General features: G+C 72.7%; 8 protein-coding genes. 2 read left to right on the top strand and 6 right to left on the bottom strand.

Annotated features, from left to right (window positions below):
• Positions 1 to 19: 19 nt before the first annotated feature.
• Both EF918_RS11495 and EF918_RS11490 read left to right on the top strand, forming a co-directional pair.
• Positions 20 to 2899: a bifunctional glycosyltransferase family 2 protein/CDP-glycerol:glycerophosphate glycerophosphotransferase gene (locus EF918_RS11495; protein ID WP_125644452.1), complete on the top strand. Its 2880-nt coding sequence runs from the start codon at positions 20 to 22 to the stop codon at positions 2897 to 2899.
• Positions 2896 to 4050, top strand: a complete 1155-nt coding sequence (locus EF918_RS11490) for a glycosyltransferase (RefSeq protein WP_125644449.1) — start codon at positions 2896 to 2898, stop codon at positions 4048 to 4050. The genes EF918_RS11495 and EF918_RS11490 overlap by 4 nt, the downstream gene beginning before the upstream one ends.
• A gap of 115 nt (positions 4051 to 4165) precedes the next feature.
• Here EF918_RS11490 and galE read toward each other — a convergent pair whose 3' ends face one another.
• From galE to EF918_RS11460, 6 genes are all read right to left on the bottom strand, one after another.
• Entirely contained in the window at positions 4166 to 5164 is a 999-nt protein-coding gene (galE, locus tag EF918_RS11485; RefSeq protein WP_125644447.1) for a UDP-glucose 4-epimerase GalE, read from the bottom strand.
• Between the two features lie 22 nt (positions 5165 to 5186).
• On the bottom strand, positions 5187 to 6788 hold the full coding sequence (locus EF918_RS11480; protein WP_260610082.1) for a glycosyltransferase family 2 protein: 1602 nt from the start codon (positions 6786 to 6788) through the stop codon (positions 5187 to 5189).
• Positions 6789 to 6831: 43 nt separating this feature from the next.
• Positions 6832 to 8277 (bottom strand): GTPase ObgE, encoded by a 1446-nt coding sequence (obgE, locus tag EF918_RS11475; protein WP_125644443.1) that lies wholly within the window; start codon positions 8275 to 8277, stop codon positions 6832 to 6834.
• 152 nt (positions 8278 to 8429) lie between these two features.
• On the bottom strand, positions 8430 to 8684 hold the full coding sequence (gene rpmA, locus EF918_RS11470; RefSeq protein ID WP_008738950.1) for a 50S ribosomal protein L27: 255 nt from the start codon (positions 8682 to 8684) through the stop codon (positions 8430 to 8432).
• Between the two features lie 14 nt (positions 8685 to 8698).
• Positions 8699 to 9019, bottom strand: a complete 321-nt coding sequence (gene rplU / locus EF918_RS11465; RefSeq protein WP_010476312.1) for a 50S ribosomal protein L21 — start codon at positions 9017 to 9019, stop codon at positions 8699 to 8701.
• A 257-nt stretch (positions 9020 to 9276) separates the two neighbouring features.
• Positions 9277 to 13203: ribonuclease E/G (locus EF918_RS11460; protein ID WP_260610080.1), on the bottom strand; the 3927-nt coding region annotated here is incomplete at its 5' end.

Here is a 13203-nt window from a genome sequence, read left to right as displayed (position 1 = left end):
ATGGAACGAAGGGATCGAGGTGCACGTGCCTGACGTCTCCGTGGTCGTCATCGTCTACAACGACGCAGAGCGTCTGCCGACAGCCGTCCGGTCGGTCTTGGACCAGACCCTGGCCGGCGTGGAAGTCGTGATCGTGGACGATTGCAGCAAGGATCGTTCCTTCGCCGTCGCCCAGGAACTGGAAGCGGCCCACCCGGGACGGGTGCGCGCCTTCCGGCTGCCCGAGAACAGCGGCGGCTGCGGAGCGCCGCGCAACCACGGCATCCAGCAGGCCACCGGCACGTACGTGATGTTCCTGGACAGCGACGACGTCCTGGACAGGAACGCCTGCCGCAACATGCTCCAGGCCGCCGAGACCACCGGCTCCGACCTGGTGTCGGGCATGTGCGTGCGGGTCTTCGTGGACAACCGCTTCGGCAAGACCTCCGAGTGGTACCCGTGGATCTACTCCCGCACCCGCACCCTGGAGTCGATCAGCGAGTACCCGGACCTGCTGGTCTACGACACCCTCTCCACCAACAAGTGCTACCGGCGCTCGTTCCTGCTGGACAACGACCTGCGGTTCCCGGTCGGCATCCACTACGAGGACCTGCTGTTCTCGGCCCAGGCCTACGTCGCCGCCCGCCGGATCACCCTGATCCCCAACCGCGTCTACCACTGGAACGTGGTGGAGAAGGCCGCCGCGAAGTCCATCAGCAACCGGCGCCACGAGATCGCGAACTTCGTCCACCGGATGGAGATCCACCGCCGCGTCGACGAGCTGCTCGCCGCCAAGGGCCACACCGCGATCAAGTCCGCCAAGGACGCCAAGTTCCTCAAGCACGACCTCGTGCTGCACCTGCGCGACCTGCCCTGGCTCGACGACACCTACCGCACCGAGTTCGCCCGGTTGGCCAACGGCTACCTCGCCGGCATCGACCCGGCCGCGTACGACAACGTCACCCACCTCCAGGCGATCTGCGCCTACCTGCTCGGCAAGGAGGACTGGGACAACCTGCTCCCGGCCGCCGACGCCATGACCAACAAGGGCCGGCTGACCTCCCCGCTCGCCGAGCGCGACGGCCGCGTCTACTGGTGCGCGCAGCACATCGACGACCCGGCCGACACCGAGGCCCGGCGGATACTGGACGTCACCGACCAGGGCTTCCACACCACCCCGCTGGCCTCCCTGCACCTGGGCAACCGGCTGACCGGCTACGAGGACGACGGCCGCGGCACGGTCACCCTGACCGGCTCCCTGGTGAACCCGCTGGGCCGGATCACCACCGACGTCGAGCTCAGCGCCGAGCTGGAGTTCCGGGCCCGCCGGCAGGTCGGCGTGCGCTCGTTCACGTTCCCGGTGTCCAGCGTCCGCCACGCCGGGGACACGATCGAGTGGTCCGGCACCGCCGACATCGGCCGCACCGTGCGCCCGCTCGGCATCATCGACGCCGTCTGGGACGTCCGGCTGAAGCTGAAGGCCGGCGAGGACCGGATCACCTCCCGGGTCTCGGCCGGCGGGGTCGACCTGGACCGGGCGGCCACGCTGCGCGTGCGCCCGCGGCTGACCCGGCTGGTCTCCGACCGCTTCGAGCCGGAGGTCACCAAGAAGGGCAACCTCTCCTACGTCCTGGTCGCCCAGGGCCCGGCCGCCGTCCGCACCTCGGCCCTGATCAACAACGCCATACACGGCAAGGCCGCGGGGCTGGTCAAGCGCGGACTGCGCAAGGCCCTGCACGCACGCCGCAACCTCGGCTCGGGCGAGCAGAAGGTCAAGGTCTACCACGAGGTGTTCTCGAAGCTGCCGGTCAAGAAAGGCACGGTCGTCTTCGAGAGCCACATGGGCAAGCAGTACAGCGACAGCCCGAAGGCCATCTACGAGGAGATGGTCCGCCAGGGCGTCGCCTTCGAGGCCGTCTGGTCCTACGCGGGCGCCCGCCCCACCGGCTTCCCCAAGGACGCCACCCTGGTCAAGCGCTGGAGCTGGCCGTACCTGCGGGCGCTGGCCCAGGCCGAGTTCTGGATCGACAACCAGGGCTTCCCGCTGGCGCTGGCCAAGCGGCCGGGGACGACGTACATCCAGACCTGGCACGGCTCGGCGCTCAAGCGCATGGGCTTCCACGAGCCGCGCACCAAGGCGCAGGGCCGGGCCGGGCAGGCGAAGTTCCAGAAGGCCATCGACCGGTTCGACCACTTCCTGGTCCGCTCCGAGCACGACGTGCGCACCCTGGCCAAGGGCTTCCGGCTGCGCGACGAGGTGCTGCTGCGCACCGGCTACCCGCGCAACGACGCCCTGGTAGCCGCCCACCGCGCCGAGCTGGACAGCGGCGAGCGGGTGCGCGGGCCGCTGGCCTCGGAGCTGGGCATCGACCCGGACAAGAAGGTGCTGCTGTACGCGCCGACCTTCCGGGCCAACGCCGACGGCCACGTCGAGGGCTTCACCTTCCCGTTCGACGTGGAGGAGTTCGCCGAGCGGCTCGGCGACCGGTTCGTGCTGCTGGTGCGCACGCACTACCTCAACAGCGTCTCGCTGCCGCCGTCCGTGGCGGGCCGGGTGATCGACGTCTCCCGGCACCACGACATCACCCCGCTGCTGGCCCTGGCCGACGGGCTGATCACGGACTACTCCTCGGTGATGTTCGACTACTCCGTCCTGGACCGGCCGATGCTGTTCTTCGCGTACGACTACGACACGTACGCCAACGACATCCGCGGCACCTACTTCGACCTGAAGGAGAAGGCGCCCGGACCGGTCGTGGCCACGGCGGACGAGCTGTTCCAGGCGATCTCCGCCTTCGAGGAGGCGGACGCCAAGTACGCCGAGGCCCGGCAGCGGTTCCTCGCCGAGTTCGGGGAGTACGACCGCGGGGACGCCGCCCGTCAGATCGTCGAGAAGTTCTTCACCAGGAGCGGCAAGTGAGCATCGGCCGTGACGTCTTCATCGTCTCCAACAGCGTGGACGAGCTGGGCGGGGTGACCACCTGGTCGCACCAGATGGCCCGGTTGTTCACCGAGCGCGGGCACCGGGTGCACATCGTCGGCATCGCGCCCGTCGCCGAGGAGATCCGGCAGAAGCTCCCCGCGGACCTGCCGTACGCGACCACCACCCTGTACGCCGCCCACCCGCCGAAGGCGCGCCGGCTCGGCGGGATCAAGGGCCGGCTGAACGCGCCCGAGCGGCGCCGGCAGGCGGCCCGGCGGGCGCAGATGCGGGTGCAGGCGGAGAAGCTGAGCGAGCTGTTCCGCCAGGCCCGGCCCGGCTCGGTGGTGATCGTCACCCAGGTGTGGGCGATGGAGTGGGTGGCGCTGGCCGACACCAAGGGGCTCAGCGTCATCGGCATGAGCCACGAGTCGTACGACGCCAGCCAGAAGTCCACCCGGGGCGCCCGGGTGCGCCGGTACTACCCGGAGGTGGACCGGCTGCTGGTGCTCACGCCCGAGGACGCGGACCTGTGGATCCGCTCGGGCATGGAGAACGTCGGCAGCATGCCGAACCCGCTGCCGTTCATGCCGGACTCCCCCGCGCCGCGCGAGGCGAAGGTCGTGGCCTCGGTCGGCCGGCTCGCGTTCGAGAAGGGCGTGGACCTGCTGCTCGACGCCTGGGCCGACGCCGCCCCGCACCACCCCGACTGGACCCTGCGGATCTACGGGGCGGGCGTGGAGGAGCCGGCGCTGCGCAAGCAGTGCACCGAGCTGGGCCTGGACGACTCGGTCGAGTGGATGGGCAGCACCGACGACGTGCTCGGCGCGCTGCGCGGGGCCTCGGTGTTCGCGCAGGCCTCGCGGGCCGAGGGCTTCCCGATCACGCTGCTGGAGGCGATGGCCGCCGGCGTGGCGCCGGTGGCGTTCGACTGCGCGCCGGGCGTCCGGGAGATCGTCACCTCCGGGGAGGACGGTCTGCTCGCCCGGCTGGGCAACACCATGGAACTGGCCGGGCACCTGCACACGCTGATGTCCGACAAGGCGCTGCGCGACCGGCTGGGCGATGCCGCGTTCCGCAGCGTGCGGCGGTACTCGGCCGATGCGGTCACCGAGCGGTGGGAAGAGCTGTTCGCGTTCCTGGAGCGATGAGTCCGACCGCCGTCGACGGCCGGTCGCGCAGCGCGCGCCCCTGACGGGGCCCGCGGAGCCCCCGCACGAAAAGGAGCCGCCCCGGATGCCGGGGCGGCTCCTTCTGCGTCTGCGGTCAGCGTTCGTGGTGCTGGGCCGGGACGCGGTTGGCCTGCCAGCCCTGCCAGGCGGAGGTGATCATGGCGCGGACGTCGTGGCGGGCCTTCCAGCCCAGCTCGGTGGCGATCCGGTCGGCCGAGGCGACCACCTTGGCCGGGTCGCCCGGGCGGCGGGGGACGACCACCGGCTCGTGGTCGTGGCCGGTCAGCTCGTTCATCAGCCGGGTCATCTCGCGCACGGAGACGCCCTCGCCGCGGCCGATGTTGACCGTCAGGTCCTTGTACTCCTCGGCCGCCGCCCACTCGGCCAGCCGGCGCGCCGCCACCAGGTGGGCGTCGGCGAGGTCCTCGACATGGATGTAGTCGCGGATGCAGGTGCCGTCCGGGGTCGGGTAGTCGTCGCCGAAGATCCGGGCGCCCTCGCCCCGGTCGTACCGCTCGAAGACCATCGGCACCAGGTTGTACACACCGGTGTCGGCGAGCTCCGGGGCGGCCGCGCCGGCCACGTTGAAGTAGCGCAGGCAGGCGGTGGCGATGCCGTGGGCCCGGCCGGCCGCGCGGACCAGCCACTCGCCGGCCAGCTTGGTCTCGCCGTAGGGGCTCAGCGGCAGGCACGGCGTGTCCTCGGTGACCGTGTCCACGTCCGGCATGCCGTAGACGGAGGCCGAGGAGGAGAACAGGAAGCTGCGGATCCCGGCGGCGGCGACCGCCTCCAGCAGGACCGCCAGGCCCTCCACGTTCTCGTGGTAGTAGTACGTCGGCTTCTCGACGGACTCGCCGACCTGCTTCTTGCCGGCCAGGTGCACCACCCCGGTGATGTGGTGCTCGCGCAGGGTCTTCTCCAGGACCAGCCGGTCCAGGACGGAGCCGATCACCAGCGGTACGCCCTCGGGGACACGGTCCTCGTTGCCGGTGGACAGGTCGTCCAGGACGACGACCCGCTCGCCCGCGTTCAGCATCGCGCGGACGACGTGCGAGCCGATGTAACCGGCGCCTCCGGTGATCAGAAACGTCATGCGTATCTCCCTGTGCTGGTGGCTAGCGGGAACGGCGGCCCATACGGGCCCGGCCGAGACGGTTGCGTACGAGGTTGAGGGCGCCCTCCGCGCCGGGGGCCAGGCGCAGGGCGAGCGAGCCGGCGGCCGTCCGGTAGGGCTGTGCCAGCAGCACACCGTACCGGCTGCTGGGCAGGGCCCGGCGGCGCAGCAGGGAACCCTGGGGGCGCAAGGAGGTGAGCAGGGAGCTCCCGTCCGCGCACTCCACCCCCACCCGGACGTCCCAGGCCTGCATCCCGCGCCGGCCCGCCCGTCGGCCCTCGGCGGCCAGGACGCCGAGGCGGAACGGCAGCTCGGCGGTCCACACGCCCTCGCCCGCCGGGCGCAGCTCGGCCGGCTCACCGGCGTACGGCTCACCGCCGGTGCGCGGCAGGAACCGCAGGGACGCGGTGCGGGGGCCGGCCTCGGCCAGGCGCCCGTACAGGTCGTGGACGCGCACCCGGAGCTGGGCGCCGGCCGGTTCGGCGTCGACGGTGACGGGCAGCTCGGCGACGGGCAGGTCGGCCAGGCCGTCGAGGACGGCCGGCACGTCCTGGCTCCACACGGGCTCGCCGTCCACCGTCGCGTACGGGGGCAGCAGCCGCGGCGGCTCGGCGGCGAACCGGGTCAGGCGCTGGACGTCCGGCGGCGGGGTGGCGGTGGCGCGCAGCACCCGGACGGTCCACCGCGCGGGTGCGGCCGCGGCCTCGACGGCGGACTCGGCGAACCCGGCGACGTAGTCCCGGGTGAGGGTCCACCAGGCGGCCTGGTAGTCGGGGTCCTGGCCGAGTTCGCGCAGGTACATGCGCAGGTCGTACTCCAGGAACTTCACCTGGCAGGCGTGCCCGAGCTGCGGCGAGGCGGCGGCGAGGGTCTCGGCCGCCGCGCGGTGGGCGGCGATCCGCGCACGCCAGTTGCCGACGTCCTTGCGGTCCAGGGAGATCGACTTCCGGGCGGCGCTGCGGCGCACGTGCCAGACGTAGACGAGGTCGTCGATGACGGCCATGCGCGGGGCGGCGGCCAGCACCCGCGCGGTGAAGAGGAAGTCTTCGTAGACGAACCGGCCGTCGGGGAACCGGATCGCATGCTTGTCCAGGAAGGACCGCTCGTACAGCTTGTTGACGCACAGGGTGTCCCGGACCAGCTCGGGGCGGTCGGCGGGACGCTCGACGACGTCGCCGGGGGTGTAGAGCCCGGGCACCCAGGGGACGTCGTGGCCCTCGGGCAGTTCCCGGCGCACGCACGCACCCACGGTGACCTGCGCCTCGTGGGTGGTCGCGGCCCGCAGCAGTGCCTCCGCCGCGCCGGGCGGCAGTACGTCGTCGCTGTCGAGGAACATCACGTACGGCGCGGTCGCGGCGGCGATGCCGTCGTTGCGGGGCGTGCCGCAGCCACCGCTGTTCTCGGTGCGGTGCACGACCTTCAGCCGCGGGTGCGCGGCGGCCAGCTCGTCCAGCACCGCCGCGGTGCCGTCGGCCGACTTGTCGTCGACCGCGATGACCTCGCTGACGGCCGGGCCCTGGGCGAGCGCCGATGCGACGGCCTCGCCCACGAGCCCGGCGTCGTTGTAGGCGATCACGACGACGCTGACGCTTGGGTTACTCACCGGACGGATCCTACGGGAGCTCCGTAAAGCCCGGTTCAATGCGTCAGAACGGGCGGAACTCGTCGAACTCCTGCTGAGCGGAGTCCCCGCGCTGCGCCTCCTTGTCCTTGCGCCGCTGGGCGGCCGGACGCGGCGCTTCCATGCGGTGGTCCTCGCCACGGCGGCCCAGCATCTCGGCGCCGGCCATCATGGTCGGCTCCCAGTCGAAGACGACCGCGTTCTCGTCGGGGCCGATGGCCACGCCGTCGCCGGCCTTGGCACCGGCCTTCACCAACGCGTCCTCGACACCGAGGCGGTTGAGGCGGTCGGCCAGGTAGCCGACGGCCTCGTCGTTGTTGAAGTCGGTCTGGCGCACCCAGCGCTCCGGCTTCTCGCCGCGCACGCGGTACAGGTCCTCGGCCTCGTCGTAGGTGACGGTGAAGCCGGCGTCGTCCACGGCCTTCGGCCGGATGACGATCCGGGTCGCCTCCTGCTTGGGCTTGCGGGCGCGGGCCTTGGCGACGATCTCGGCGAGGGCGAAGGACAGCTCCTTCAGCCCGGTGCGGGCCACGGCGGAGACCTCGTAGACCTGGTAGCCGCGCTCCTCCAGCTCGGGCCGGATCATGTCGGCCAGGTCCTTGCCGTCGGGGATGTCGACCTTGTTCAGGACGACCAGGCGCGGGCGCTTCTCCAGACCGCCGCCGTACAGCTTGAGCTCCTCCTCGATGACGTCGAGGTCGGAGACGGGGTCGCGGTCGGACTCCAGGGTGGCGGTGTCCAGCACGTGCACCAGCACCGAGCAGCGCTCGACGTGGCGCAGGAACTCCAGGCCCAGGCCCTTGCCCTGGCTGGCGCCGGGGATGAGACCGGGGACGTCGGCGATGGTGTAGACGGTGGAACCGGCGGTGACCACGCCCAGGTTGGGGACCAGGGTGGTGAACGGGTAGTCGGCGATCTTCGGCTTCGCGGCGGAGAGCACGGAGATCAGCGAGGACTTTCCGGCGCTCGGGTAGCCGACGAGGGCCACGTCGGCGACGGTCTTGAGCTCCAGGACGATGTCGCCGAGGTCACCGGGCTCGCCCAGCAGCGCGAAGCCGGGGGCCTTGCGGCGGGCGGAGGCGAGCGCGGCGTTGCCGAGACCGCCGCGGCCGCCCTGGGCGGCGACGTAGGTGGTGCCCTGGCCGACGAGGTCGGCGAGGACGTTGCCCTGCTTGTCGAGGACGACGGTGCCGTCGGGGACGGGCAGGACCAGGTCCTGGCCGTCCTTGCCGGAGCGGTTGCCGCCCTCGCCGGGCTTGCCGTTGGTGGCCTTGCGGTGCGGGCTGTGGTGGTAGTCCAGCAGCGTGGTGATCGACTGGTCGACGACCAGGACCACGTCGCCGCCCCGCCCGCCGTTGCCGCCGTCGGGGCCGCCGAGGGGCTTGAACTTCTCCCGGTGCACGGAGGCGCAGCCGTGGCCTCCGTTACCCGCGGCGACGTGCAGCTCGACGCGGTCCACGAAGGTGGTCATGGTTGTTCCTCCAGAGATGTACAGCGATGTACGGAAAAGTCTGTGCGCTACTGCTTGTGTAACGCGCCGAGGGCGGACCCGCTTCCCGACGGCATGCGCCGGGAAGCTGAGATCCGCCCTCAGAAGTGTCGAACGCGCTGATCAGAAGGTGATCAGGCGGCCGGAACGATGTTCACGACCTTGCGGCCACGGTGCGTGCCGAACTGCACGGCGCCGGCCTGCAGGGCGAACAGCGTGTCGTCGCCACCACGGCCGACACCGGCGCCCGGGTGGAAGTGGGTGCCGCGCTGGCGGACGAGGATCTCACCAGCGGAAACGACCTGACCGCCGAAGCGCTTCACGCCGAGCCGCTGGGCGTTGGAGTCGCGACCGTTCCGGGTGGACGATGCGCCCTTCTTGTGTGCCATTGCTCAGTCCCTCTTTACTTCGCGGCCGTCGGGATGGACGTGACCTTGATCGCCGTGTACTGCTGACGGTGACCCTGGCGACGGCGGTAGCCGGTCTTGTTCTTGTAGCGCAGGATGTCGATCTTGGCGCCCTTGTGGTGGTCCACGACCTCGGCCTGGACCTTGATGCCGGCCAGGACCCACGGGTCGGAGGTCACGGCGTCGCCGTCGACAACGAGCAGGGTCGAGAGCTCGACCGTGTCGCCAACCTTGGCAGTGGAAATCTTGTCAACCTCAACGATGTCGCCGACAGCAACCTTGTGCTGGCGACCACCGCTGCGCACGATGGCGTACACGCGGATCTCTCTCTCGCTCGATGGGAACCCCTGAAGCCAGCCGTCCCCCGCCGAATGCGGGGCGGCCTCCCCCGGACCGCGCAGCGGCTCGGGAGGTGAGGTGCTCAGTGGCTGGCGTGCACGGAGACACGCCGACGGTCTAGGTTACGGTCTGCCCTTGACCGGGTCAAACCGGCTCCTCCCCCACGCCCTCCGGCGCGGGGAACGCCCCCGCCCGGGCACCGCAGGGTGCCCGGGCGGGGTGCGGCACGGGACGGTCAGGCGTCGGTCGAGGACGTGACGGACGGAGCGGGCTGCTCCGCCGCCGCGGTCTTCTTCGTCGCCTTCTTGGCCGTGGTCTTCTTCGCCGTCGTCTTCTTGGCGACGGCCTTCTTGGCGGTCGTCGTCTTCTTGGCGGCGGCCTTCTTCGCCGGGGCCTTCTTGGCGGCCGTCTTACGGACCGTCTTCTTGGCCGGCGCCGGCTCCTCGGCCGGGGCCTCCTCGGCGACCGCCTGGGCGGCCTCCGGCTCGGCGACCGGCTCGGCCGGGGCCTCGGCGGCCGGGGCCGGCTCCGAGGCGACGACCACGACCGCGGCCTCGGCACCCGCGGGGGAACCGGCCGGGGCCGTCGCCTTGCGGGTGGCACGGCGGCGCGGACGGGCCGGGGCGGCGGCCTCGGGCTCCTCGGCCGGGGCCGCGGAGGCCTGCGGCGCGACGGCCTCGGGCTCGGCGACGACGGCCTCGGCGGCCTCGGCCACCGGCTCGGCGGCGGCCTGCGGCTCGGCGGCCACGACCGGGACGACGACCTCGGCGGTCTCCGCGGCGGCCTCCTCGGCACCCTTGGGCGAACCCGCCGGGGCCGTGGCCTTACGGGTCGCCCGGCGACGGGTACGGCCCTTCGGCGCGGCCTCTTCCACCGGAGCGGCCTCGACGGACGGCGCCTCGGCGGCGACCGGCTCGGCCGGGGTCCCGACCTCGGCCTCGATCTCGGCCACCACCGCGGTGTCCGGCACCAGGACCGTGTCGGCCGGCTCGGCCACCGGCTCCTCGGCCGGGGAGGCGACCTCGGCGACCGGCTCGGCGGCCGGCGCCGGGACCGTGGCGCGCGGGGCGCCCGCCGGAGCGGTCGCCTTGCGCGTGGCACGGCGGCGGTTGCGGCGCGGGCTCAGCCCGGCGGCGGCCTCGGCCTCCGCGGCGCTGCCGTACAGCTCCTCGTCCGGGGCGAACGCCGGCTCCGGCAGGGCCAGCGGCTCGGCGACCTCCGCCGCGACCTCGGCCTCCGTCTCGACGGCGTCCGTGTCCGTCACGGTCCCGACCGTGCCGGCCTCGTGCTCGTGGTCGTGCTCGTGACCGCGGCCGCCGCGCTTGCGCGCCCGCTTGCCGCCGTTGCCACCGCCGCCGACCGAGGCCGGCTGCTCCATGTGCACGATCACACCGCGGCCGTTGCAGTGGACACAGGTCTCGGAGAAGGACTCCAGCAGGCCCTGGCCCACCCGCTTGCGGGTCATCTGGACCAGACCCAGCGAGGTCACCTCGGCGACCTGGTGCTTCGTACGGTCCCGGCCCAGGCACTCCAGCAGGCGCCGCAGCACCAGGTCCCGGTTGGACTCCAGCACCATGTCGATGAAGTCGATGACGACGATGCCGCCGAGGTCGCGCAGCCGGAGCTGGCGCACGATCTCCTCGGCCGCCTCCAGGTTGTTCCGGGTGACGGTCTCTTCGAGGTTGCCGCCCTGACCCGTGAACTTGCCGGTGTTGACGTCGACGACGACCATCGCCTCGGTCTTGTCGATCACCAGGGAACCGCCCGAGGGCAGCCACACCTTGCGGTCGAGCGCCTTGGCCAGCTGCTCGTCGATCCGGTACGTCGCGAAGACGTCCACCTCGGAGGTCCATCGCGAGAGCCGGTCCGCGAGGTCGGGCGCCACGTGGGAGACGTAGCCGTGGATGGTCTCCCACGCCTCGTCACCGCTGACGATGACCTTGGAGAAGTCCTCGTTGAAGATGTCGCGCACGACCCGGACCGTCATGTCCGGCTCGCCGTACAGCAGGCTCGGCGACGAGGTCGAGATCTGCTTGGACTTCTTCTGGATGTCCTCCCACTGCGCCTGCAGACGCTCGACGTCACGGCGCAGCTCGTCCTCGCTCGCGCCCTCGGCGGCGGTGCGCACGATGACGCCCGCGTCCTCGGGGACGATCTTCTTGAGGATGGTCTTCAGCCGGGCGCGCTCGGTGTCGGGCAGCTTGCGGCTGATGCCGGTCATCGAGCCCTCGGGCACGTAGACCAGGTAGCGGCCGGGCAGCGAGACCTGCGAGGTCAGGCGGGCGCCCTTGTGGCCGATCGGGTCCTTGGTGACCTGGACCAGCACGGACTGGCCGGACTTCAGCGCGGCCTCGATCCGGCGCGGGCCGTTGGCCATGCCGAGGGCCTCGAAGTTGACCTCACCGGCGTACAGCACGGCGTTGCGGCCCTTGCCGATGTCGATGAACGCGGCCTCCATGGACGGCAGCACGTTCTGGACCTTGCCCAGGTAGACGTTGCCGACGTACGAGGTGGCCTGCTCCTTGTTGACGTAGTGCTCCACGAGCACGTTGTCCTCGAGGACGCCGATCTGGGTGCGCTCGCCGTTCTGGCGGACGACCATCACGCGCTCGACGGCCTCGCGGCGGGCCAGGAACTCGGCCTCGGTGATGATCGGCACCCGGCGACGGCCCTGCTCACGGCCCTCGCGGCGGCGCTGCTTCTTGGCCTCCAGGCGGGTCGAGCCCTTGATGGACTGCACCTCGTCGGAGACTTCCTTCTCCCGGGCCGGGCGCGGCTCGCGCACCTTGACCACGGTGCGGACGCCGTCCTCCTCGGAGACCTCGGCCTCGGTGCCGCTCTCGCCGGAACGGCGACGGCGGCGGCGACGGCGGCGGCTGGAGCTGGAGCCCAGCCCGGCGGCCTCGTCGGCGTCCTCGTCCTCGTCCTCCGGCTCGGCGGCCTCGGACTCCTCCTCGGCCTCCTCGTCGGCGCCGCCCTCGTACTCGGCGGACTCGCCCCGGCGACGGCGACGGCCGCCCCGGCGACGGCGGCGGGCCGGACGGTCGCCCGACTCGTCGGTCTCCTCGTCCTCCAGGTCGGCGGCCTCGGCCTCGGGCTCCTCCTCGGGCTCCGTCTCGACGACCGGCTCGGGCGCGACGGCGCCACCACGACGGCGACGACGGCGGCCGGACGGCTGCGGGGCCTCGGCGACCGGCGCCTCGACGACCTCGGTCTCCTCTTCCTCCTCCTCGACCTCGGTCAGCTCGGCCTGCTCGGCGGCGCGGATGCGCGCGGCGGCGGTCTCCGGGGTCTGGAACATGGGCTCGGTGAAGACCGGCGCCTGGAAGACGGCGACGGCGGGACGCGCGGCGCGCGGCGCCCGGGCCGGCGCGGCCTCGGCGGCCGGGGCCTCGGTGGCGGTCCGCTCCGGCGCGCTGGTGGTGCGGGTGGCACGACGGCGGGCGCGGCCCTTGGGCCCGTCCACGACGTCGGCGACGGTGACGGCCGACCGCTGGGCGGCCGGGGCCTCCACGGCGGGAGCCTCGGCCTCGGCGGCCGGCGCCTCGGCGGTGTCGGCGGCCTCGGCGACCGGGGCGGCGGCGACGGCACGCGTGGCGCGACGACGGGTACGACCCTTCGGCGCGGCCTCCCCCACCGGAGCAGCCTCGACAGCCGGCGCCTCCACGACGGGAGCCTCGGCCTCGGCGGCCGGCGCCTCGGCGGCCTCGACGGCCTCGGCGACCGGGGCGGCGACGGCACGGGTGGCGCGACGACGGGTACGACCCTTCGGCGCGGCCTCCTCCACCGGAGCAGCCTCCACGGCCGGCGCCTCGGGTGCCTCGGCGGCCTCGGCGACCGGAGCGGTCACGGCACGGGTGGCACGACGACGCGTACGACCCTTCGGCGCGGCCTCCTCCACCGGAGCAGCCTCGACAGCCGGCGCCTCCACGACAGGAGCCTCGGCGCCCTCGGCGCCCTCGGCGACCGGAGCGGTCACGGCGCGGGTGGCACGGCGACGGGTACGACCCTTCGGCGCGGCCTCCTCGGCCGCGGCGGCCTCGGCGGCCGGGCTCTCGGCGGCCGGGGCCTCGGTGGCGGGGGCCTCGACGGAGGCGGAAGCGGTGTTCGTCACCGGGGCGCTGGCGGCGCGCACGGCGCGGCGGCGCGGGCGGGCCGGGGC

Source organism: Streptomyces sp. WAC06614, assembly GCF_003949795.1.
Classification (GTDB): Bacteria; Actinomycetota; Actinomycetes; order Streptomycetales; family Streptomycetaceae; genus Streptomyces.
The sequence above is the reverse complement of the archived record's forward strand: the minus strand, read 5'-3'. Positions and strand labels throughout refer to the sequence as shown.

Bases quoted from the DNA above. Each gene is read 5' to 3' on its own strand.
- galE (WP_125644447.1), bottom strand. From the start codon at position 5,164: ATGACGTTTCTGATCACCGGAGGCGCCGGTTACATCGGCTCGCACGTC.
- rpmA (WP_008738950.1), bottom strand. From the start codon at position 8,684: ATGGCACACAAGAAGGGCGCATCGTCCACCCGGAACGGTCGCGACTCC.
- obgE (WP_125644443.1), bottom strand. From the start codon at position 8,277: ATGACCACCTTCGTGGACCGCGTCGAGCTGCACGTCGCCGCGGGTAAC.